The 22,931-nt window shown below is 43.8% G+C and carries 22 protein-coding genes and 3 pseudogenes; 21 read left to right on the top strand and 4 right to left on the bottom strand.

Going from position 1 to position 22,931, the window contains the following annotated elements; translation table 11 throughout:
• Positions 1-265: 265 nt before the first annotated feature.
• From RYK49_RS07630 to RYK49_RS07570, 13 genes and pseudogenes are all read left to right on the top strand, one after another.
• On the top strand, positions 266-1,834 hold the full coding sequence (locus tag RYK49_RS07630) for a 2-isopropylmalate synthase (protein ID WP_314831193.1): 1,569 nt from the start codon (positions 266-268) through the stop codon (positions 1,832-1,834).
• Positions 1,835-1,846: 12 nt separating this feature from the next.
• Entirely contained in the window at positions 1,847-2,884 is a 1,038-nt protein-coding gene (gene leuB, locus RYK49_RS07625; RefSeq protein ID WP_314831170.1) for a 3-isopropylmalate dehydrogenase, read from the top strand.
• Positions 2,881-3,147, top strand: coding sequence for a DUF1294 domain-containing protein (locus RYK49_RS07620; protein ID WP_314831171.1), 267 nt, complete (start codon positions 2,881-2,883; stop codon positions 3,145-3,147). The genes leuB and RYK49_RS07620 overlap by 4 nt, the downstream gene beginning before the upstream one ends.
• A gap of 1 nt (position 3,148) precedes the next feature.
• Positions 3,149-4,531, top strand: coding sequence for a 3-isopropylmalate dehydratase large subunit (gene leuC, locus RYK49_RS07615; protein WP_314831172.1), 1,383 nt, complete (start codon positions 3,149-3,151; stop codon positions 4,529-4,531).
• Positions 4,532-4,540: 9 nt separating this feature from the next.
• Positions 4,541-5,131 carry a 3-isopropylmalate dehydratase small subunit gene (leuD, locus tag RYK49_RS07610; protein ID WP_002895722.1) on the top strand — a complete coding sequence of 197 codons (591 nt, stop codon included), beginning with the start codon at positions 4,541-4,543 and terminating at the stop codon, positions 5,129-5,131.
• Between the two features lie 99 nt (positions 5,132-5,230).
• Positions 5,231-6,010: a Sua5/YciO/YrdC/YwlC family protein gene (locus RYK49_RS07605; protein WP_314831174.1), complete on the top strand. Its 780-nt coding sequence runs from the start codon at positions 5,231-5,233 to the stop codon at positions 6,008-6,010.
• A gap of 185 nt (positions 6,011-6,195) precedes the next feature.
• Positions 6,196-6,639 (top strand): MarR family transcriptional regulator, encoded by a 444-nt coding sequence (locus tag RYK49_RS07600; RefSeq protein ID WP_314831175.1) that lies wholly within the window; start codon positions 6,196-6,198, stop codon positions 6,637-6,639.
• A 3-nt stretch (positions 6,640-6,642) separates the two neighbouring features.
• A pseudogene (locus RYK49_RS07595) lies at positions 6,643-7,407 on the top strand (nuclear transport factor 2 family protein).
• Positions 7,408-7,421: 14 nt separating this feature from the next.
• Positions 7,422-8,150, top strand: coding sequence for an ABC transporter ATP-binding protein (locus tag RYK49_RS07590; RefSeq protein WP_314831176.1), 729 nt, complete (start codon positions 7,422-7,424; stop codon positions 8,148-8,150).
• Entirely contained in the window at positions 8,143-9,663 is a 1,521-nt protein-coding gene (locus tag RYK49_RS07585) for an ABC transporter permease/substrate-binding protein (protein ID WP_314831177.1), read from the top strand. The genes RYK49_RS07590 and RYK49_RS07585 overlap by 8 nt, the downstream gene beginning before the upstream one ends.
• Positions 9,664-9,806: 143 nt before the next feature.
• Positions 9,807-10,124 carry a TfoX/Sxy family protein gene (locus RYK49_RS07580; RefSeq protein ID WP_314831178.1) on the top strand — a complete coding sequence of 106 codons (318 nt, stop codon included), beginning with the start codon at positions 9,807-9,809 and terminating at the stop codon, positions 10,122-10,124.
• Positions 10,125-10,215: 91 nt separating this feature from the next.
• The gene (locus RYK49_RS07575; protein WP_111675935.1) at positions 10,216-10,881 is read left to right on the top strand and encodes a SatD family protein; all 666 of its coding nucleotides are present in this window, start codon (positions 10,216-10,218) and stop codon (positions 10,879-10,881) included.
• Entirely contained in the window at positions 10,878-11,615 is a 738-nt protein-coding gene (locus RYK49_RS07570; protein WP_111675934.1) for a DUF3307 domain-containing protein, read from the top strand. Before RYK49_RS07575 ends, RYK49_RS07570 begins: the two co-directional genes overlap by 4 nt.
• Before the next feature lie 60 nt (positions 11,616-11,675).
• Here RYK49_RS07570 and RYK49_RS07565 read toward each other — a convergent pair whose 3' ends face one another.
• Positions 11,676-12,437, bottom strand: a complete 762-nt coding sequence (locus RYK49_RS07565) for a DNA/RNA non-specific endonuclease (protein ID WP_111675933.1) — start codon at positions 12,435-12,437, stop codon at positions 11,676-11,678.
• A gap of 193 nt (positions 12,438-12,630) precedes the next feature.
• Here RYK49_RS07565 and RYK49_RS07560 point away from each other — a divergent pair.
• The 7 genes and pseudogenes from RYK49_RS07560 (at position 12,631) to RYK49_RS07530 (ending at position 17,736) form a co-directional block, all read left to right on the top strand.
• A pseudogene (locus RYK49_RS07560) lies at positions 12,631-13,211 on the top strand (GrpB family protein).
• A pseudogene (locus RYK49_RS07555) lies at positions 13,208-13,822 on the top strand (class I SAM-dependent methyltransferase). Before RYK49_RS07560 ends, RYK49_RS07555 begins: the two co-directional pseudogenes overlap by 4 nt.
• Positions 13,823-13,833: 11 nt before the next feature.
• Complete coding sequence (locus RYK49_RS07550; RefSeq protein ID WP_314831179.1) at positions 13,834-14,457, top strand: Type 1 glutamine amidotransferase-like domain-containing protein; 624 nt, start codon at positions 13,834-13,836, stop codon at positions 14,455-14,457.
• 18 nt (positions 14,458-14,475) lie between these two features.
• The gene (locus tag RYK49_RS07545; protein ID WP_314831180.1) at positions 14,476-15,309 is read left to right on the top strand and encodes an alpha/beta hydrolase; all 834 of its coding nucleotides are present in this window, start codon (positions 14,476-14,478) and stop codon (positions 15,307-15,309) included.
• A gap of 29 nt (positions 15,310-15,338) precedes the next feature.
• On the top strand, positions 15,339-15,836 hold the full coding sequence (locus RYK49_RS07540) for a GAF domain-containing protein (RefSeq protein ID WP_314831181.1): 498 nt from the start codon (positions 15,339-15,341) through the stop codon (positions 15,834-15,836).
• Positions 15,836-17,506 carry a DNA polymerase III subunit gamma/tau gene (dnaX, locus tag RYK49_RS07535; RefSeq protein WP_314831182.1) on the top strand — a complete coding sequence of 557 codons (1,671 nt, stop codon included), beginning with the start codon at positions 15,836-15,838 and terminating at the stop codon, positions 17,504-17,506. Before RYK49_RS07540 ends, dnaX begins: the two co-directional genes overlap by 1 nt.
• A 38-nt stretch (positions 17,507-17,544) precedes the next feature.
• Positions 17,545-17,736 (top strand): DUF3272 domain-containing protein, encoded by a 192-nt coding sequence (locus RYK49_RS07530; protein WP_002895701.1) that lies wholly within the window; start codon positions 17,545-17,547, stop codon positions 17,734-17,736.
• Between the two features lie 53 nt (positions 17,737-17,789).
• Here the strand turns inward: RYK49_RS07530 and birA are convergent, their stop codons facing one another.
• The 3 genes from birA to RYK49_RS07515 form a co-directional block, all read right to left on the bottom strand.
• Positions 17,790-18,725 (bottom strand): bifunctional biotin--[acetyl-CoA-carboxylase] ligase/biotin operon repressor BirA, encoded by a 936-nt coding sequence (gene birA, locus RYK49_RS07525; RefSeq protein ID WP_314831183.1) that lies wholly within the window; start codon positions 18,723-18,725, stop codon positions 17,790-17,792.
• A 16-nt stretch (positions 18,726-18,741) separates the two neighbouring features.
• The gene (locus RYK49_RS07520; protein ID WP_314831184.1) at positions 18,742-19,743 is read right to left on the bottom strand and encodes a LacI family DNA-binding transcriptional regulator; all 1,002 of its coding nucleotides are present in this window, start codon (positions 19,741-19,743) and stop codon (positions 18,742-18,744) included.
• Positions 19,744-19,825: 82 nt separating this feature from the next.
• The gene (locus RYK49_RS07515) at positions 19,826-20,656 is read right to left on the bottom strand and encodes an AraC family ligand binding domain-containing protein (protein WP_314831185.1); all 831 of its coding nucleotides are present in this window, start codon (positions 20,654-20,656) and stop codon (positions 19,826-19,828) included.
• A gap of 102 nt (positions 20,657-20,758) precedes the next feature.
• Here RYK49_RS07515 and RYK49_RS07510 point away from each other — a divergent pair, with 102 nt between their 5' ends.
• On the top strand, positions 20,759-22,921 hold the full coding sequence (locus tag RYK49_RS07510; RefSeq protein ID WP_314831186.1) for an alpha-galactosidase: 2,163 nt from the start codon (positions 20,759-20,761) through the stop codon (positions 22,919-22,921).
• Positions 22,922-22,931 lie beyond the last annotated feature (10 nt).

Below are 22,931 nucleotides of genomic sequence, written 5' to 3'. Positions count from 1 at the left end.
AAAAGCATTAGTCCTGTTTGGCTTACCAAGCGGGAGTAAATCAACATCTCGCTTGTTCCTCAAGTGAGATGTTTTTTATTTCACCTATCTTACCTCAAGCTCTGATGAGGAAGAAATGGTTTCTAAAGGAGCGACGGGAGTGGGATTACATCTTGATTTTTCTGAAATCAATTTGTCTCATACCGTCTTAGTCATTGAACACGACCTAGAAGTTGGGGAAGAGTTTTTCCTAAATGGTCTATGTATCTTAGAAAAGGAGTTGTCTATGACACGCAAAGTTGAGTTTTTTGATACCAGCCTCCGGGATGGCGAACAGACACCAGGAGTGAATTTCTCTATCAAGGAAAAGGTTGCTATTGCCAAGCAGTTAGAGAAGTGGGGGATTTCAGTCGTTGAAGCCGGTTTTCCAGCTGCGAGTCCAGATTCTTTTGCGGCGGTGCAGGAGATTGCTAAAGTCATCACAAAAGCTTCTGTTACTGGACTGGCGCGTTCGGTCAAGTCCGATATTGATGCCTGCTATGAAGCGCTCAAGGATGCTAAGCATCCACAGATTCATGTCTTCATTGCGACCAGTCCTATTCACAGAGAGTTCAAGCTGAAAAAGTCCAAGGAAGAGATTTTAGAAGCGGTGAAAGAGCATGTCTCCTACGCGCGCTCCAAGTTCGATATAGTTGAGTTTTCACCAGAGGATGCGACAAGAACAGAGCTAGATTTCCTTTTTCAGGTGGTACAAACAGCAGTTGATGCAGGTGCGACTTATATCAATATTCCAGACACAGTCGGCTTTACCACGCCAGAAGAGTTTGCAAATATTTTCGACTACCTAGTGGCAAATGTGACTTCTGATCATAAGGTGGTATTTGGTGTTCATTGTCATGATGACCTTGGTATGGCAACGGCTAATACTTTGACGGCTATCAAGCACGGTGCTGGTCGTGTTCAGGGAACTATCAATGGTATTGGTGAGCGGGCTGGAAATGTAGCATTGGAAGAAGTTGCAGTTGCATTGGAGATTCGTCAAGACTATTATCAGGTTGAGTCGGATATCGTCCTTAATGAAACCATCAACACTTCTGAGCTGGTGTCCCGTTTCTCAGGTATTCCAGTGCCTAAGAACAAGGCGGTCGTTGGTGGCAATGCCTTCTCTCATGAGTCCGGTATCCATCAGGATGGTGTCCTTAAGAATCCACTGACCTATGAAATCATCACACCTGAGCTGGTTGGAGTCAAGAGCAATTCACTGCCGCTTGGCAAGCTGTCTGGCCGTCATGCCTTTGTCGAAAAACTCAAAGAACTGGCTCTGGACTTTGCAGAATCTGAAATCAATGATCTCTTTGCTAAATTTAAGGTCTTGGCTGATAAGAAAAATGAAGTCACAGACGCTGATATTCGGGCTCTGATTGCCGGAACGACGGTCGAAAATCCTGAAGGCTTCCACTTTGATGATCTGCAGTTGACGACCAATGACGACCATACCATCACAGCGGATGTGCAGCTGGTTAATGGCGATGGTGAGACAATTAACTGTGTGGCAGAAGGCAAGGGAAGCGTTGAAGCCATCTTTAATGCAATTGACCAATTCTTCAACCAGTCTGTCCAGCTTTTATCTTACAACATCGAAGCAGTAACGGACGGTATTGACTCTCAGGCTCGCGTCTTGGTAGCTGTTGAAAATACGGATACAGATACGATTTTCAACTCCTCTGGTATTGACTTTGATGTTCTTAAGGCCAGCGCCATTGCCTATATCCATGCCAATACCTTTGTGCAAAAGGAAAATGCTGGTGAAATCGGCCATCAGGTATCTTACCGCGATCTGCCTGCAAATAATTAGAAGGAAGCGACTATGACAAAAGAAATTGTAGCTCTGGCGGGTGACGGTATTGGTCCAGAAATCATGGAAGCCGGTCTCCAAGTTCTGGCTGCTGTTGCGGACAAGTTCGGTTTTACTTATCATGTTACTGAGAAGGCTTTTGGGGGTGTTGGTATTGATGCCGAAGGTCATCCTCTGCCTCAGTCTACTCTGGTAGCAGCCAAGGAGGCAGATGCTATTCTCCTAGCAGCTATCGGTAGTCCCCAGTATGATAATGCACCAGTTCGGCCGGAGCAAGGCTTGCTGGCTCTGCGCAAGGAGCTTGAACTCTATGCCAATATCCGCCCAGTTAAGATTTTCGATGCCCTTAAGCATTTGTCGCCTTTGAAGGCAGAGCGTATTGCTGGTGTGGACTTCGTAGTCGTGCGTGAGTTGACAGGTGGGATTTACTTTGGTGAGCATATTTTGGAGGACAGATCTGCGCGTGATATTAACGACTACAGCTATGAAGAGGTGGAACGAATTGTCCGTAAGGCCTTTGACATTGCGCGTGGTCGCAGAAAGCTTGTGACCAGTATTGATAAGCAAAATGTGTTAGCGACATCCAAACTCTGGCGTAGAGTAGCCGATGAGGTGGCCAAGGATTATCCAGATGTGACCTTGGAGCACCAACTGGTGGACAGCGCTGCGATGCTCATGATTACCAATCCTGCTAAGTTTGATGTCGTAGTAACGGAAAATCTCTTCGGGGATATTCTCTCAGATGAGTCCAGTGTCCTATCAGGGACGCTGGGAGTTATGCCATCGGCCAGTCATTCGGCAGCTGGACCAAGTCTTTACGAGCCCATCCATGGTTCTGCTCCAGATATTGCAGGGAAAGGCATTGCCAACCCTATCAGTATGATCCTTTCTGTGGCCATGATGCTACGGGATAGTTTTGCAGAGCTTGAAGCTGCAGAGGCGATTGAAGCAGCGGTTGAGAAGACTTTGGCTCAGGGTATTTTAACCCGAGATCTTGGCGGCCAGGCAGGAACAGCTCAAATGACGGAGGCAATTATTAATAACTTATGAAATGGATATTAACGGGTATTTGCCTGCTATGGAACCTTATCGTTTTCCTGCTTTATGGTTGGGATAAGCGAAAGGCTAAGAAAAATCACTTTCGCATTCCCGAGAAGATTTTGCTGCTGTCAGCATTGGCAGCCGGAGGTTTGGGCGCTTTATTAGGCGGTCGCCTCTTTCATCACAAGACCAGAAAATGGTATTTCTGGTTGGCTTGGATTTGCGGAATAATAGTGGAAATCGGAATTTTGTATTACATATGGAGAAGCTAGTATGGCTGGAAAATCGATTTTTGATAAGCTTTGGGAAAGGCATCTGATAACAGGTGAAGAAGGCCAGCCCCAGCTTATGTATGTGGATCAGCATTATATTCATGAAGTAACCAGCCCTCAGGCTTTTCAAGGTCTTCGAGATGCAGGGCGCAAAGTTAGACGGCCGGATTTGACCTTTGGGACCTTTGACCATAATGTTCCTACGGTTAATATCTATGATATCCGGGATGTGATTTCCAAGGCTCAGATTGATAAACTTTCTGAGAATGTTAAGGATTTTGGCATCGAGCATGCGGCTCACGGATCGGAACTGCAGGGAATTGTTCATATGGTTGGACCCGAAACGGGCAAGACTCAGCCAGGCAAATTTATCGTCTGCGGTGACAGTCACACGGCCACTCACGGAGCCTTTGGAGCTATTGCTTTTGGAATCGGTACTTCGGAGGTAGAGCACGTCTTTGCGACGCAGACCATTTGGCAGGTCAAGCCCAAGAAAATGCTGGTCAAATTTACCGGAGTGCCACCTAAAGGTGTCTATTCTAAGGACTTTATCTTAGCTCTGATTGCTCGATATGGTGTGGCTGCAGGTGTCGGTCATGTGGTCGAGTATGCTGGGGATGCGATTGAGCATCTGACCATGGAAGAGCGCATGACTATCTGCAATATGTCTATTGAGTTTGGCTCCAAGATGGGCATTATGAACCCCGATCAGAAGACCTATGATTACGTTCAAGGACGGCCGGATGCTCCCAAAGACTTTGAGGCAGCGGTCGCTGATTGGAAGACTCTGGTCAGTGATTCTGATGCTGTCTATGATAAGATCATTGAGATTGATGTTTCCGAGCTGGCACCTATGGTGACTTGGGGAACTAATCCTTCTATGGGAGTTGAGTTCGGCGCGGCTTTCCCAGAAATACGTGACATGAACGACGAGCGGGCCTACAATTACATGGACCTCTCCCCAGGTAATAAAGCAGAAGATATTGAACTAGGCTATATCTTTATCGGCTCCTGTACCAATGCCAGACTCAGCGATTTGCAGTTGGCAGCTAAGTTTGTCGCTGGCAAGCATATCGCTCCCAATCTGACAGCTATCGTCGTACCAGGCTCTCGTCCGGTCAAGCGGGCTGCTGAAAAGATGGGACTGGATAAAATTTTCATGGATGCAGGCTTTGAGTGGCGTGATCCGGGCTGTTCCATGTGCTTAGGAATGAATCCAGATAAGGTGCCAGACGGAGTCCACTGTGCTTCGACTAGTAATCGGAACTTTGAGGATCGTCAGGGATTTGGTGCTAAGACCCATCTTTGCAGTCCAGCTATGGCAGCAGCGGCAGCTATTGCCGGGCACTTCGTAGACGTCCGCCAGCTACCGGAGGTCCAGTAAGGAAGTTTTATGGAAAAATTTACAATCTACACGGGGACGACGGTTCCCCTCATGAACGATAATATCGATACGGACCAAATTTTGCCCAAGCAGTTTCTCAAGTTGATTGATAAAAAAGGCTTTGGCAAGTACCTCATGTACGCATGGCGCTATCTGGACAATCAGTACACCGAAGATCCTGATTTCGTCTTTAATAGACCGGAGTACCGCAAGGCGACTATTCTGATTACAGGGGACAATTTCGGTGCGGGTTCCTCTCGCGAGCACGCTGCCTGGGCCTTGGCTGACTATGGCTTCAAGGTAGTCATTGCTGGATCTTTCGGGGATATTCACTACAATAACGAGCTTAATAACGGTATGCTGCCTATCGTCCAGCCTCTTGAAGTGCGGCAAGCCTTGGCTAATCTGAAGCCGACGGATGAAGTGACGGTGGATTTGGAGCAGCAGAAGATTTTTTCACCGGTGGGAGAATTCTCCTTTGACATTGATGGAGAATGGAAGCACAAGCTCCTCAACGGTCTAGATGACATCGGCATTACGCTGCAGTACGAGGATTTGATTGCAGAATATGAAAAAAATCGTCCATCTTATTGGCAGTAACCTTATTTTTGCTATATTGAGAAAATTCTGAAAAAACCTTGTCTCCGATAAAAATATATGGTAAAATAAATCTTAATTTAATAGAAAAGGAAGAAACTTATGACAAAACACATTCAATGGAACGGACAGCTTTCACAAGAAGGTTATGACATCTTGAAAGGTGATGGTGGCTGTATCGTTTGCCCTACCAAGGTGGGTTACATCATCATGACTAGCGATAAAGCTGGCTTGGAGCGTAAGTTCGAAGCTAAGTCTCGTAACCGTAATAAGCCAGGTGTTGTCCTCTGTGGCAGTATGGATGAGCTCCGTGCTTTGGCTCAGCTGAATCCAGAAATTGAAGCTTTTTATCAAAAGCATTGGGATGAAGACATCCTCTTGGGCTGTATCCTTCCATGGAAGCCAGAAGCTTTTGAAAAGCTCAAAGCTTTTGGTGATGGTCGGGAAGAGTTGATGACAGATGTTCGTGGAACTAGCTGTTTTGTTATTAAGTTTGGTAAGGCGGGCGAGCAGCTGGCAGCTAAGCTTTGGGAAGAGGGCAAGATGGTCTATGCATCCTCAGCCAACCCATCTGGTAAGGGAAACCGTGGCAAGGTCGAAGGAATTGGCGAGCGCATCGAAAATGCTGTTGACTTAGTCATTGAAGCAGATGACTATGTAGCCTCTATCCAGCCAGATAAGACCATTGAAACGCGCTACGAGCAAGGCGTTATGGTCTCTATGGTTGATAAAGCTGGAAAACTGATTCCAGAACAAGGTGGGCAACGTTCCATCTCACCAGCACCAGTGGTCATCCGCAAAGGTTTGGACATCGACAAAATCATGATGCACCTGTCCGATACCTTTAACTCATGGGATTACCGTCAGGGTGAATACTACTAAGAAAAAAGAAGCTCAGTGCGAGAGAGAAGATCTTCTTCCGCACTGAGCTTTTTAGTTTGGAACTTTAAGTTTAAAATCTTTACCCAGTTTAAAATTATTTCCAAATAGAACAAAATTCTTGACAGATATAATTCAAATTGTTACAATTAAAAAACAATTCGATATAGAAATAAATTGGAGGTTTCATGAAATATTGTCATTTGGTAGCCCATCATATTCGTTTGTTGAATGGGCGGATTTTTCAAAAGTTACTGAGACAAGACCCTGACTCTCTTTATCGGAGTGAGCAGGAAAAGATTTTAGCGGTTTTATGGAATAGTAAGACGGGCTGTGCAACTGCGACAGATATTGCGCTTGCGACTGGGCTTGCTAATAATACGTTGACGACTATGCTGAAAAAGTTGGAAGAGCAGGGTTTGGTGACCTTTAGTCAGTGTGGCTCCGACAAGCGAAAAAAATATGTCAAGTTGACGGATCAGGGTTGGTCCCAGAAAGAAGTTGGGCAACGTGTCAGTCAGAGATTGGATACTATCTGTTACAAAGGATTTTCAGAGGAAGAAATTCGCCAATTTGAAGGTTTTCAAGAAAGAATTTTGGCTAATCTGAAAGAGAAGGAAAATGAGGTTTAGAATATGTCAAAACAAGTTGAAAATGGACAAAATCTATACATTCATGCTATTCAAGACGGACGAGTTGCTGAGGCTCAAGCACAGTCTGTAGGAGATACTTATATCCAACATTCGACAGGTGTGCCTGATGGGAAAGAAGGGTTTGCGGCTTTCTTTGCAAATTTCTTTGAGCGCCATCCCGAGCGTGAGATGAAGATTGTTCGCACCATTGAAGACGGCAATCTAGTCTTTGTTCATGTCCATCAATATCTTAATGGCGGGGAAGCTCAATGGGTGACGACAGACACTTTCCGTGCGGATGAGAATGGTCGTATCGTGGAGCATTGGGATGTCATTGACTACTATCGCGCTCCAGAAAATGGGCAGTTAGATCAGATTTTTGGAGATTTTGAAATCACGGATTTGGACAAGACGCTAGCAAATAAAAAAACCGTTCGTCGTTTCCTGACAGAAATTTTCCAAAACGGTGAACTAGAGCAGTGGAGTGATTATGTGGCAGAAGATTTGATTCAGCATAATCATGAGATTGGCCAAGGGAGTAATGCTTATAAAAACTATGTGGCTTAACATGGTGTTACTTTCGACTTTGTTTTCCAGCTTTTGGGACAAGGAAACTATGTGGTCAGCTATGGGCAGACTCAGATAGATGGAGTGGCTTATGCCCAGTACGATATCTTCCGTTTGCAGAATGGCTTGATTGTGGAGCATTGGGATAATAAAGAAGTCATGCCTAAGGTAGAAGACTTAATTAATCGAGGAAAGTTTTAAATTGAGGACAAAGAATGATTGAATATAAAAATGTAGCGCTACGCTATACAGAAAAGGATGTCTTGAGAGATGTCAACTTACAGATTGAGGATGGAGAGTTCATGGTTTTAGTGGGTCCTTCTGGGTCCGGTAAGACAACCATGCTCAAGATCATCAACCGCCTCTTGGAACCTACAGATGGTGATGTTTGCATGGACGGCAAGCGCATCAAGGACTATGATGAGCGAGAGCTACGCCTTTCTACTGGCTATGTCTTACAAGCGATTGCCCTCTTTCCAAACCTAACTGTGGCTGAAAATATTGCTCTCATTCCTGAAATGAAAGGATGGAGCAAGGCAGATATTCAGCAGAAGACCGATGAATTGCTAGAGCTAGTAGGCTTGCCTGCTGAAGATTATGCTCGGCGTATGCCTAGTGAGCTGTCTGGCGGTGAACAGCAACGGGTGGGCATTGTCCGTGCCATTATCGCTCAACCCAAAATCTTGCTGATGGACGAGCCTTTTTCAGCTCTTGATGCTATCTCGCGTAAGCAATTGCAGAGCTTGACTAAGAGTATTCATGACCAGTTTGGGATGACAACAATCTTTGTTACCCATGACACGGACGAGGCTTTAAAGTTGGGAAATCGGATTGCTGTTCTGCAGGACGGGGAGATTCGTCAAGTGGCGATACCTGAGGAAATCTTATCTGCACCTGCGACCAGCTTTGTAGCAGATTTATTTGGAGGTGTTCAACATGGCTAATTTGTTTTCTACCTTTCAGGAGCGCTTTGGCGAATGGTTGGCAGCCTTAGGGCAACACCTCCAGCTGTCTCTTCTGACCTTACTAGTGGCCATCTTCCTGACCATTCCGCTCGCTATCTATCTTCATAGTCATAAAAAAACAGCCAATTGGGTGCTGCAAATTGCTGGAATCTTTCAAACCATTCCTTCAATGGCTCTGCTGGGACTCTTTATCCCTCTTATGGGGATTGGCACACTGCCGGCACTGACTGCTCTGGTGATTTACGCTATTTTCCCGATTTTAGAAAATACTGTCACGGCTTTGAATGGGATTGATCCTAGTTTAGAAGAAGCTGGAATCGCCTTTGGGATGACCAAGTGGGAGCGGCTCAAAAAGTTTGAACTGCCTCTAGCAATGCCAGTCATTGTATCAGGAGTTCGGACGGCAACGGTTATGATTATCGGGACGGCAACTCTAGCAGCCCTTGTCGGAGCTGGTGGACTAGGTTCTTTTATCCTTCTAGGAATTGACCGTCGCAATGCCAGTCTAATCTTGATTGGAGCAATTTCATCCGCAGTTTTGGCAATTCTTTTCAACAGTCTTCTTAAATGGATGGAAAAGGCTAAGCTTCGGACAGTATTTACTGCTTTTGCGGTCTTAATCCTCGGACTAGGCGCTTCTTACACACCCAGTCTGATTCCCAAGCAGGAGAAGGATCATCTGGTTATTGCTGGGAAATTGGGTCCAGAGCCAGAAATTCTTATGAATATGTATAAACTCCTTATCGAGGAAAATACGGATATGACTGTGACAGTCAAGCCAAATTTTGGGAAGACTGACTTCCTTTATCAAGCACTGAAAAAAGGTGATATTGATATATATCCTGAGTTTACCGGTACGATTACTGGAACTCTCTTGCAGCCTGCTCCAAAGGTCAGCAATGATGCTGAAGAAGTTTTTGAAGCAGCACGTGATGGAATCAAAAAACAGGACAATCTAGTCTTGCTCAATCACATGGCTTATCAAAATACCTATGCGATTGCTGTACCCAAGAGTGTCGCCAAAGAATACAATCTTAAAACCATCTCTGACCTTAAGGCAGTTCAAGACAAGCTCAAGGCAGGGTTTACCCTAGAGTTTAACGACCGTGAAGATGGAAACAAGGGTTTGCAATCTCTATATGGCCTTAATCTTAATGTAGCGACCATGGAGCCAGCCCTTCGCTACCAAGCTATTCAGTCGGGTGATATTCAAATCACGGATGCCTATTCGACTGACGCAGAACTTGCGCGTTATGATTTACAAGTTTTAAAGGACGATAAGCACCTTTTCCCACCTTATCAAGGAGCACCTCTCCTGAAGGCTGAATTGCTAGAAAAACATCCAGAATTGGAAGGTATTCTCAATAAGCTTGCTGGCAAAATTACGGAAAGTCAGATGAGTCAGATGAATTATCAAGTTGGCATTGAGGGCAAAAAAGCAGAAGACATTGCGCGTGACTATCTGGTCAAGGAAGGACTTTTGAAAAAATAAAAAGTAAAAGAGTTAGACTTGTAAGGTCTAGCTTTTTTGCTTACTTGAGGATAGACAGACTGCAGGAGATGAGTTGATCTCTTAGTCAGGAAATCTTCATCCATTTTTGGTATAATAAAGTATCAATTCATGGAGGTGTTCCGATGGCATCTAGTCAAGAATATTTGGATTTCATTCTGAAGCAACTGCAGGGCTTAGGGCAAGAAATTAGCTTTCGCAAGATGATGGGAGAGTATTTGCTTTATTATCGGGGGCGCTTATTCGGCGGGATTTATGACAATCGCTTACTGCTCAAGCCAGTCCAGCCAGCTCTGGATTTTTTTGAAAATCCGGTTTATGAGTCTCCTTATCCAGGCGCAAAGCCAATGCTTCATATAAAAGAAGTAGAAGATGCAGCCTTTCTCTGTAATTTGATTGAAGCTGCTTACCCTGCATTACCAGCACCTAAAAATAAAAAATAGTCTTTCCTTTACAATGGATATTCTAAAAAGTTGCCGTTTAAATAGACATTTTTTAAAATTTCCTTTATAATGGACTTAAAGGAGGTTTGGTATGCTTTATATTGCTCTTATTGGAGATTTAATAGAATCCAAACAGCTGAAAAATCGCAAGCAGGCGCAGAAGGACCTGCAGGACATGATGGCGGTGCTAAATCAGGATTATCGGGATTATCTGGTGTCACCTTTCACGGTGACGACTGGAGATGAGTTTCAGGCTTTGCTGCGGCCTAATCCAGAGATTATGCAGCTCCTTGATCAGATTGCCTTGGGCTTTCCTCACCCAATTCGCTTCGGGCTTGGCCTGGGGGAGATTGTGACGGATATCAATCGGGAGCAGAGTATTGGTGCCGACGGTCCGGCCTACTGGAGGGCACGCGCAGCCATTGAGGCTATTCACGAGAAGAACGACTACGGCAGCAGCCGTATAGCTGTATCCTTGGGAGATGAAGAGCTCAGTCAGGCGGTCAATACGGTGCTGGCAGCTACTTCATTTATCCAGAGCAAGTGGAATACCAGTCAGAGAGAGGTTCTGGAGCGGATGCTCATGGAATATATCTATGACGAGAATTTTTCTCATGGAGAAATAGCAGATCTGTTACAGATTAGTCCCAGTGCGCTTAGTAAGCGGCTCAAGTCGTCTGGACTGAAGATCTATCTGAGAAATCGCCGTTTAGCTATGAAAATGATTCTACAGGCAGCAAAGGAGGCTGAAGAATGACAAATTTTATGGGATTTTCAGAATTTCTCGTGCAGAATCCGATTCTTGTATTGACTTTGCTGGCTCATGTACTAGCTGATTTTCAGCTTCAAAGTCAGAAAATGGCTGACCTTAAAAGCCGGCGGATGAATTTCTTAATTCTTCATTTGGGAATTGTTCTCTTGCCCTTGTTGCTCTTGGGGCTCATCTTACCTAATTATCTGCTATATTTCGCCTTGGTCTGGCTCAGCCATGCGCTTATTGACTTCTTGAAGAATAGGCTGAATTCATCGATTGTCCGCCATCATGCTCAAAAGTTTGCCTTTATACTGGATCAGGTCTTGCATCTGATTAGCATTTTTGCTCTTTATTTTCTCTTAGGGCAGCAGAAAATTTCAGCTCCTAATTGGCTGTCTGAGCGCTACCTCATGCTACAGGCTCTCTTTTTCTTCGCCCTTACTGGTAAGCCGGTTAATATCCTCTTTAAACTCTTCTTCAGCAAGTATCAGGCAGGAGAAGACAGTGGGGAGACTATTGCGGGGGCTGGTGCCATGATTGGGGTATTAGAGCGCTTGATTATGGGACTTTCTCTTATTTTCGGGCAGTTTACTGCAATTGGGTTAGTTTTTACGGCTAAGTCTATCGCCCGCTATAATAAGATTTCAGAAAGCCAGTCCTTTGCTGAATACTACCTGATTGGCTCGCTTTTCAGTATGATTGCAGTCTTGCTGGTTTACGGCTGTCTGTATTGGTAAAAATAAATAAAAAACAGACCATCATAGCGATGGTCTGTTTTTGTGTTCTTATCTATAATTCTACTCAATCATGGTATTGACAGCAGTGCCTGTTTGGTAGTCAATCTCTGCATTTGGAGAAACATTGTCCAAGAGGACATGAGACATTCCGTCTTCATCTATGGTCTCCTTGCCCCCTAGCTGAATGCTGACAACATTGCCTTCTGCGTCAAGCCCGACATACTGGAGCTCAATCTTGCGAGGAAGAAGCTCATTGTCCGTATAAATCGGAGTAACCTTGTAATCCAGCCAATAATCAGGATTTTCCTCTAGCCAGCGTTCCAAGCGATGTTCATAATAGATCATGCTATCTGGGTTATTGTCATCCAGTCCTTGGAAACTGCCAGAGTTGAGCCAAGCTGTCATCGGAACGAGGTTTTTCCCTTCATTATTGAGGCCGCTGAAAGTGAAGCCAATCAGATGAGCGCGATTCATGAGCCAAGCCCGATCATCTCCATTTCCATAGTAAAATTTGTAATTGTGCCAACCGATGGGATTGTAAGTGACCTTGGTCTCCTTTTTCTTTTTGGCTTTGTGTTGCTCCTGCATTTGGACATGAGCAGCAGTAGCCCGACCGTACTTGTCCTTTTTCCCAAGCTTTAGCTGATACTCTCCATTCAACTCCAGAGTGCCGATAGCTGTTTCATCGCTATGGTTAAGCAGCTGGACCTTAATCTGGTTCTTCTGATTCGCAGCAACATTCTCTGCAGGAAGAGCCTGTGAAAGTAACAACAAAGAGCCGGCTGACAGGACAAGCCAAGTGCCAAACCTAAACTTTTTCATAAAGAACTCCTTTTAAATAATATATCTCCGACATCATTCTACTAAAAAATAGATTGTTTGACAACTAAAACTTTTCAAAAATATTACAAAAATAAATATCTGTTCAATAAGTGCGAGGTTTGACTAGGATGCGTATTTTTCCTATAATCATAACTAGAGAAAACGCTTGTATAAATTACCTAAGGAGGTGCTTATGAGTCCATCTTTAGAGGAAATGTCACTCGAAGAGCTATGGCAGCTTTTTCCGATTTTTCTGAGAGAGCATCAGGCAGCGTGGAAAGATTGGTATGAGGCGGAACGGCTTCGGCTTTTGAGTTTTTTGCCAGAACATCAGATTGTTCGTCTTAGCCATATTGGCTCAACATCGGTAGAGACCATTTGGGCCAAGCCAATAGTGGATATCTTATTGGAAATTCCCAAAGAAACAGATATGGTGGTAATGAGAGACTTGCTGCTGCAAAATGGTTATCTCCTCATGTCAGAAAGCAAGGGCGGATGTCATTTAATAAAGGCTACACACAGAGCGGTTTTGCGGAGCGGGTTTTCCATCTGCGTTTGCGCTATGAAGGCGATCATGATGAACTTTACTTTAGAGACTATTTACAGGAGCACCCTGCTGTAGCTAAGGACTATGAACAGCTCAAACTGTCTTTGTGGAAACAGTATGAGCACAATCGGGATGCCTATACAAACTCCAAGACGGATTTTATCAAGAAATATACCAAGGAAGCTAAAAGGCTTTATGGCAGAAGATATGAGGGGGAAGACAGATGATTTATATAGCAATGATTGGTCTTCTGATTATTTTTGCTTTTCTTTACTTAATGTACCAATCAAAGAGACCGTCCGGCTTTGTAGGATTATGGATGATGAAGTTATGGAATCGTGTTTATATGCCCATGGTTGTTTGGGCGGTCAGTCAGCTGGATTATAGGAAGAGATTTAAAGCTATTTTGGATGTTGGAGTTGGAAATGGAGCGTCCTCGAAATATTTGAAAAAGCACTTTCCTAATAGTCGAGTTCTGGGGATTGATATTTCTTCTACGGCCATCAGAGCAGCTGAAAAATTGGCTGAGCCTGACCTATCTTTTGAGGTGAAAAATGTTGAGAAAACAAATCTTCCATTTGAGGAATTTGATTTGATTACAGCCTTTCAGACTCATTTTCATTGGTCAGATTTAACTCAAGCTTTTTTGTAATTAAAGAGAATTCTCAAGCCTGATGGAATCATCTTACTGGCATGTGAATGGAGCAAATTAGCTTACTACCTACCAGACTTTAGAAAGCAAGAAAAACTTGAAAACTATTTGACAGATTTGAACGTTCATCTCATGAATAGTCAAAAAAAGGGTCAATGGATTCTTTATAAAATTAAGAAAAAATAAGGAGGTATTCTATGAAACAATTATTTTTATGTTCATATTTTGCGGGAGTCAAGGACTTGTTCAGACAATATGCGTCTGAAAAGCAATTGGGCAATCAGGTACTTTTTATCCCGACGGCTGGAAATGTAGAAGAGTACAGGGGTTATATTGACGAAGCCCTGCAGACCTTTGCGGACTTGGGATTTCAAGTAGAGGTCTTGGATATTTCAGCTTGTGATAGAGAGACAGTTCAGGCCAAGATTTTCCAAAGCAAACTCCTCTATGTCTCTGGCGGCAATACTTTTTATCTTCTGCAAGAACTAAAGAAAAAGCAGCTTTTGTTCTTGATAAAAGAACAAATTGCAGACGGCATGGTTTATGTGGGCGAATCTGCTGGTGCTATCATCACAGCCAAGGACATTGACTATAATAAGATTATGGACGATAAGGCGGTTGCTAAGGAACTGAATGATACAGAGGCACTAAGCGAGGTGGATTTTTATGTCCTGCCTCATGTTGGCGAAGAACCCTTTGTCGAAAGTGCCCAGACCACTCTGGATACATACAGCGACCAGCTTGATCTACTTCTCCTCAATAATCACCAAGCGGTGCTTGTGGAGGGTGATGAAGTGAAGGTTTTGGAGGAAAATAAATAAGAATGCGGGTGTAGTATTTTGATTGAAAAGACATACGAAACATCAAGTGGAGTCATTCACTATTGGACAAATGATGCTGTTGAATCATCCCAAAGTGCTCTTATCTTTTTACCTGGACTTACAGCTGACCATAGATTATTTGACAAACAAATAGAGTACTTTAAAGACAAATATAGAGTCCTGGTGTGGGATGCTCCAGGCCACGCGTCGTCTTATCCTTTTAAGCTCGATTTTAGCTTGTTTGATATGGCAAAGTGGTTAGATGGAATATTTGTCAATGAAGGAATTGAAAGGCCAATCATAATTGGTCAGTCGATGGGAGGATATGTTGGGCAGGTTTATGCTCAACTTTTTCCTGAGGAACTAAAAGGTCTCGTGACAATTGATTCACCTTCCATGCAAAGGAAGTATTATACAGCTATAGAATTGTGGCTCTTAAAAAATATGGAGGCAATTTATAGAATCTATCCATGGAAATCTCTTTTGAAATCAGGCCCTAAAAGCGTATCAACAACAGACTATGGAAGAAAACTGATGTATGATATGATGATGGTTTATGATGGCGATCAAAAAAGGTATGCTCGTCTTGCGGGATACGGATATAAGATATTTTCAGAAGCAGTAGAGAAGAAGCTTTCTTATGAAGTAAAATGTCCACAATTGGTTATATGTGGAAAAGAAGATCGTGCAGGGTCTTGCATACGATATTTGAAGGCCTATGAAAGAAATACTGGGAAGTCTGTTCAATGGATTGATAAGGCGGGACATAATTCTAATACCGACCAACCCGATATTGTAAATAGACTGATTGATGAATTTTTGAATAACAAAATTAAAGAAAAGCTTGGTTGAAAGACCGGCTTTTTGATATAATAGACTCTATGAATACAAAAGAAAAAATTTCAAATTATCAACTTTTATTGGCTCAGTTGGAAGCCTTGTTGGAGGGTGAGACCAATGCTTTAGCCAATCTTTCAAATGCTAGCGCCCTGCTCAATCAAGCTCTTCCTAATTCTGTTTTTGCGGGTTTCTATCTTTTTGATGGGAAGGAGCTAATTTTGGGGCCTTTTCAGGGCGGTATTTCCTGTGTCCATATTACCTTAGGTAAGGGTGTCTGTGGGGAATCTGCGGAGAAAGAGCAGACGATTATCGTAGATGATGTGACCCAGCATGCCAATTATATCTCTTGTGATAGCCGGGCTAAGAGCGAAATTGTGGTGCCCATGGTAAAAGACGGCCGACTGCTGGGGGTGCTGGATTTAGACTCATCCTTGGCAGGTGATTATGATAAGGTAGATCAGGAATATCTGGAAAAATTCGTCCAGATGTTGCTCGAAAAAACGACTTGGAATTTTGAAATGTTTGGAGAAAAAGCCTAATGTATCAAGCCTTATATCGAAAGTACCGCAGTCAGACCTTTGGTCAGCTGGTGGGGCAGCAGGTGGTAGCCACTACTCTGCGGCAGGCTGTTGAGCAAGGGAAAATCAGCCATGCCTATCTCTTTTCTGGCCCGCGTGGAACAGGAAAAACCAGTGTTGCCAAGATTTTTGCTAAGGCTATGAACTGTCCTAATCAAAAAGACGGTGAGCCCTGCAATGACTGCTATATCTGTCAGGCTATCACTGAGGGGAGCCTTGAAGACGTCATTGAAATCGATGCGGCTTCTAACAATGGAGTAGATGAGATTCGTGACATTCGGGACAAGTCCACCTATGCGCCTAGTCTCGCCAAGCACAAGGTCTATATAATTGACGAGGTGCACATGCTCTCGACAGGGGCTTTTAACGCCTTGCTCAAGACCTTGGAAGAGCCAACGGAAAATGTGGTCTTTATCCTAGCAACGACAGAGCTGCATAAGATTCCAGCGACCATTCTTTCCCGTGTCCAGCGTTTTGAGTTTAAATCTATCAAGACGCAGGACATTATTGGCCATATTGAGTGGATTTTGGAGCAGGAAGGGATTGATTTTGAGCAAGAAGGTGTGCAGATTATTGCCCGTCGAGCGGAAGGTGGTATGCGGGACGCCTTGTCTATCCTCGATCAGGCTCTTAGCTTAACTCAGGAAAATCGTTTGACTACTGACATTGCTGAAGAAATCACTGGCTCTATCAGCTTGGGAGCCTTGGATGCCTATGTAGCAGCCTTGATTGCTCATGATGCTGTTGCAGCCTTGTATAATCTCAATCTGATTTTTGACAGTGGCAAAAATATGGCCCGTTTCGTAACGGACCTCCTGCAATATCTGCGTGACTTGATTATTGTCAAAACTGGCGGGGAAAATCATCATGCCAGCGAGCTCTTTCTGGAAAACCTCAATACACCGCAGGATACTCTTTTTGCCATGATTGATATGGCGACCAGAAGTTTGGCAGACATCAAGAACAGCCTGCAGCCTAAGATTTATACAGAAATGATGACCATTCGACTGGCAGAGACCAGCAGTCTTCCTACAGCGCCAGCGATTCCGGATAATCTAGCTGATGAGCTCAAGGGTCTGAGACAAGAGATAGATAGTCTTAAACAGCAGCTGGCTAATGGCAATGGGAAACCTGCAGCAGCTGTCAAAACTTCGGATATTCGGCCGCAGAAGTCTAAGGGCTACCGAGCAGACCGCAATAAGGTCAATGCCATCCTAGAAGAGGCTCTTGACAATCCTAGTCTGGCTCGCAGCAATCTGACTAAGCTGCAGAATGCTTGGGGTGAGATTATTGAAAGTCTGGCTGGAGCTGATAAGGCCTTGCTGGCAGGATCGCAGCCAGTGGCAGCCAATGAAAGCCATGCAATCTTAGCTTTTGAGTCTAATTTTAACGCTGAGCAGACCATGAAGCGGGACAATCTCAATACCATGTTTGGCAATATCCTCAGCAATGCGGCAGGATTTTCACCAGAGATTTTGGCTATTTCCTTAGAAGAGTGGACCAAGATTAGGGCGGATTTTTCGGCTCGCAGCCGCAATGGCAAGGTAGAGGTTGAAGAGAAGGAAGAGGAAAGCCTGATTCCAGAGGGATTTGACTTTTTAGCAGAAAAAATTACCATTCAAGAGGACTAAAAAAAGATTTTTCTAGGTTTTCGTGTTATAATAAATCTATGAACAGACGACAATTTATTGTAATGGCTGTTTTTACGGCCTTAGAAACCTATTTTTTCAATGAATCCATCATGGCGGGGCGCTATTTCATGGCTGCTTTCTGGGCAGTTTTGGTACTGCGCAATCTGCAGATTTCCTATGTCATGGGGCGGATTGTGGATGAAATCGATAAACATTTAGGACCGAAATAATGAAAACAGGACTGAGTCATTAGAACTCAGTCCTTTTGAAATGAAATTTTTGATTACCAACTGGTCAGCGAGACTTCGCCGCTGTTGAGCCAGATTTCCTGACCATCTGTCAGCTGGACTAAGAGTTGCCCACTGTCTGAGATATCTTTGGCCAAACCTTGGTAGTCTGCGCCTTTTTGGCTGAAGCTTACTTGCCGTCCCAGCACCAAGGATTGCTGCTTGTAGAGATAGATGAGCTCTTCTGGGTCACTTTCGTAGAAGCATTTCCAAATCTCGGCAATGAGCTCATTGCGATTGATGGCTGGCTTTTCTTTGAAGAGGGAGCCGGCTTTTTCTTTGATGTCGGCTGGAAAGTCTCTAATGAAAAAATTAAAGCCAACACCGATGATGACATCGGTGACGAGTCCTGTCTCGATAGAAGTTGTAGCTTCAGTTAGGATGCCGGAAATTTTCTTGTTTCGATAGTAAATGTCATTGACCCACTTGATATCAACCTCCATAAGAGTTAGATTTTTTACTGCCTTGTAGATAGCTCCTGCGGTCAAGATTGTATAGGAGGGGAGCTGGTCGAAGAGGAGGTTGGGCTTGAGGTGGAGAGACATGTAAAAGCCGCCCTGGCTGGGGCAGAAGAAGGCACGACCGAAGCGGCCTCGGCCAGCAGATTGGGTAGCGGCCAGATAGAGAGTGTTGGCCGGGCGTCCAGCCTCCATGCCAGTCTTGGCATCCATCTGAGTGGACTGGCAGTCAGGATTGAAGGAGACCTGAACAGGGGAATGTTCCTCAATCCAATCAGGAATTAGTAAGTCACCCGCTGTCAATCGATAGCCTCGGTTTTTGACGGACTCGATTTGGATGCCTTCTTTCTCTAGTTTTTGAATGGCCTTCCAAATGGAAGTTCGTGAAATGCCCAATTCTTGGGCTATTTTTTCGCCGTTGACATAGTCGTCAGCTCGGCTGAGGATGTCAAAGATTTTTTCGTAGGTTTTCATAGGCGGTCTTTCTAACTTAATGGCTGCTTTCTCTTAGTGTCAGCTTGGTAGAGAGCTTAATCATGTAAGGGATGGGGCTTTCGTCAGTTTTAATTATCTGGTCCAGCATCTGCAGAGTTTGCTTGCCCATTTCCTCTGTAAAGACTGTCACAGTACTGAGAGGCGGATAGATGTATTTGGCAATGGATGTATCATTAAAGGAAATAATCTGGACATCTTGGGGAACAGCTATTCCCGATTCCTGAAGAGCACGGAGAGCACCGACTGCCAGAGCATCGCTGGCAATGAAGAAAGCGTTTGGGAACTGTTCTTTTTGCTGGTCAATCATGTCTTTCATCAGCTGGTAGCCAGACTCTGAGGAGAACTTTCCTATCTTGACATAGGCTGGCTGATAAAGGTCTTTTTTACTAAGGTAACGGCAGAAGCAGGCCAAACGTGGGTCATCAAGACTTATCGTTCCGTCTGCTGTTTCTTCACGTCCAGCAATCATACCGATTTCTCGAATACCCTGCTCAAGAAAATGGTCGAGAACATGAGTAACGGCATGCTCAAAATCCGTTGTCACACAGCTATGGCCTTGGTCGAGCGTATCGCTATCTACGAAAACCAGGGCAGGACTGTATTGCTCTAGCTCCTGCACTTGCTTAGTGCTGAATTTTCCGATGGCAATGATGCCGTCAATCTGTTCTAGCTGGCTTAGAGAGTCGTTGTTGAAAATCCGTACGATATCATAGCCCAGTTCCCGGGCCTTCTTTTCGATGCCTAAGCGGATGGAGTAGTAGTAAAGATCATCCAGCTCTTCCAGCTCTGTGTACCATTCAACGATAGCAATGCGATGGGTCTGAGGTAGACTCTTTTTCTGCCTTTTACTTTTTTTGTAGTTGAGCTGTTCAGCGATATCGAAAATTTTCTTACGCGTCTCATCGCTGACAGACATGGACTTGTCATAGTTCAAAACCCGCGAAACAGTTGCGGGAGAAACACCAGCTGTCTGGGCGATATCTTTGATAGTAGCCATTTGATTTGGTCCTTTTTAATTTACTGTCTACATAAATTATAACTCAAAGATTAGTAAATAACAAAGATATGTTTAGTAAAACTTAACTTTGTTCTCGAAATGAGCTTGGTGAAAAGCCAAAATATTTTTTAAAAGCCTTTGAAAAGTAAAGGGGATCTGAGAAACCGACAGAATAGGCGATAAATTGGACAGGCTCACGGGTGCTTTTGAGGAGTTGTTTAGCTCGATGCATTCGGACATATTCCAGATATTCTTTAGGTGAGCTTTGGTGCTCCTCCTTGAAAATGGTTGTTAGATAGCTGCGATGAACGGACAACTTAATTGCCATATCTTGAATGCTGAGGTTAGGATTGGGATATTGAGTGTCAATTATCTGCTTGCAGGCTAGATAGAGTTGCTGGCTTGCAGATAGGGTATTTGCTTGGGGCTTATAGGCAACGCTGCCCAAGTGAAAGATGAGTTCATAAAGTTGGCCCATAATGTGGAGTTGAGCTAGTTGGTTAGATTTGGTCTGCTCGGCGAAGTAAACCAAGTTCTCAACAATTTTCCCAATCCTATCTGTTTTTCGTTCCTGGTTAGCAAGTAGATAGCAGTCTTCGGCAATCTGAGAGTGATTGAAGTAGTCATAAACCCTACCGCCAGTCATTCCCAGCCAGTAATAGGACCAAGGTTCTTCTTTGTCAGCCTGATAAAAGGTAAGTTCATTTGGCTTGAGTAGAAAGAGATCTCCAGTTTTTAAATCGACAATTTTTCCTTTGTAATGAAATTGACCTTTCCCTTTGGTAATGTAGTGAAGAACATAGGTATCTCTAATAGCTGGTCCAAAAGAGTAGCTAGGTGTGCACTCTTCATAACCGTAGAAGCTAAGTGAGAGATCAATTGTTCCTGTTTGGTATTCTGAAAAAACAAGCATATTTTGCCTCCTACCTAACATTTTACCATATTTCCCTAACATAATTCTATTTTAGGAAGCGATTTCATGAGGTAAAATATTAGTAAATATGGAGGTTCAGAAATGGCTATAAAAATAGACAAGCATCTATTCTATATCAATACAAAAAATTCTAGTCTTATCATTGAGGAAAGGGATGGCTACCTTTTGCTTAAACACTTAGGCAGAAAAATTGAATCCTATCATTTTTCCAATACAGTATTTGAGCGAGATCATGCTTTTTCTGGTAATCCGAGGTCGAATGAGCGGAGTTTTAGCTTAGATACCCAGCGACAGGTTTTGGGGCAGCATGGTTTAGGAGACTTCCGGCAACCTTCTCTGCAAGTCCAACATGCTAATAATGAAGTAACAGATTTTCGGTTTGTTGAGAGTCAGCTGATTAAGGGAGGTTTGGAAGTTCCAGGATTGCCTAGCCCTCACAGTACAGAAGATGCAGAAACACTGGCCTTTATTTTAGAGGATACAGTAGCTCACTTACGCCTCACTCTTTATTACACAGCTTTTGAGGATAGCAATACCATTGTAACCTTTACTAAGCTGGAAAATATCGGTAGAGAGACAGCAGTCATACATAAGAACTTGAGCTTAATGGCAGATTTACCGGCAGGGACTTATGATGTGATTAGTTTACAGGGAGCTTATGCTAGGGAGAAAACAGTTCGTCGTCACAAGCTAGAACAGGGAATTTTCAAAATAGCTTCCAACCGAGGAGCTTCTGGTCACGCGCAGACTCCAAGCCTTATCCTTTGTGATAGTGAAACGACGGAAGAGGCTGGTCAAGTTTGGGCAATTCAACTCCTTTATAGCGGAAACTTTGAAGCTTGGATTCAGCAAAATCAGTTGAATGAAGTTCGGATAGGTATCGGTATCAATGAAGATAACTTTGCTTGGAAACTGGAAGCGGGGCAGACTTTCTATAGTCCTGTTGCTCTGTTGAATTATTCGGCTCAGGGTTTGACTGGTCTTAGTCATGAGAGCCAAGCTTTTGTTCAAGAGCATATCATTCCTAAAGCATTTGCGAAGCGAGAGCGGCCAATTTTAATCAATAACTGGGAAGCAACTTACTTTGATTTCAAAAAAGAGAAGTTGCTAGAGTTAGCAGATGAGGCGCGGAAAGTTGGTATTGAGCTCTTTGTTCTCGATGATGGCTGGTTTGGCAACCGTTTTGATGACAATCGGGCTCTGGGTGACTGGTTTGTCAATGAAGATAAGCTAGGTGGCAGTTTGACAGAGCTCATAGCAGAAGTTCATAGCAGAGGATTGCAATTTGGTTTATGGGTTGAGCCAGAAATGATTTCCGTAGACAGTCAGCTTTATCGGGCACATCCAGACTGGGCTATTCAAGTACCTGATCGGGATCATACCTACTCTCGCAATCAACTCGTATTGGATTATGCTAATCCAGATGTGGTAGCCTATATCAAAGAAACACTGGATCAGTTGTTAAGTCAGCACGATATTGACTACATAAAATGGGATATGAATCGTAATATTACCAATCTTGGGAATGGCATTGACTATCTGGCGACCAAAATGCAGTCGCATAAGTATATCTTGGGGCTTTATGAAATTGTAAAATATTTGACAGAGAAATATGAGAATATTTTATTTGAGTCCTGCTCAGGTGGTGGTGGACGAAATGATCTTGGTATGATGCGGTATTTCCCTCAAGTCTGGGCTAGTGACAACACCGATGCCATAGCTCGTTTGCCAATCCAATATGGGTCTTCTTATCTTTATCCGACTATTTCAATGGGTGCCCATGTGTCGGCAGTGCCTAATCATCAGATGGGACGGATTACTCCGCTGGCAACTCGTGGTCATGTGGCTATGATGGGAAATCTGGGGTATGAGCTTGATTTGACTAGTCTATCAGATGAGGAGAAAGCGGCGATTGCAGACCAGGTGAAGTTGTATAAAGAATTACGGCCAGTGGTCCAGCTAGGGTGTCAGTATAGGCTAATCAATCCAGATGTGGGCTCCAATGAAGCAGCAGTTCAATTTAACTATGAAGATCAAACGATTGTAACCTACGTCCGAGTCTTATCAGTTGTGGAAACGATGGAAACAACCTTGAAACTAAAAGACTTAGAGGAAGAAGGGCTTTATGAGCTACAGGGAAATGGCGCAGTTTACTCAGGTGCAGAACTCATGTATGCTGGTATCACTATGAATCTTCCGCAAGGAGATTATCTTAGCAGACAGTTGCATTTTATTAAAAAATAAGGAGGCTAGA

The sequence above is a fragment of the uncultured Streptococcus sp. genome (assembly GCF_963525625.1).
Taxonomy (GTDB): domain Bacteria; phylum Bacillota; class Bacilli; order Lactobacillales; family Streptococcaceae; genus Streptococcus.
The sequence above is the reverse complement of the archived record's forward strand: the minus strand, read 5'-3'. Positions and strand labels throughout refer to the sequence as shown.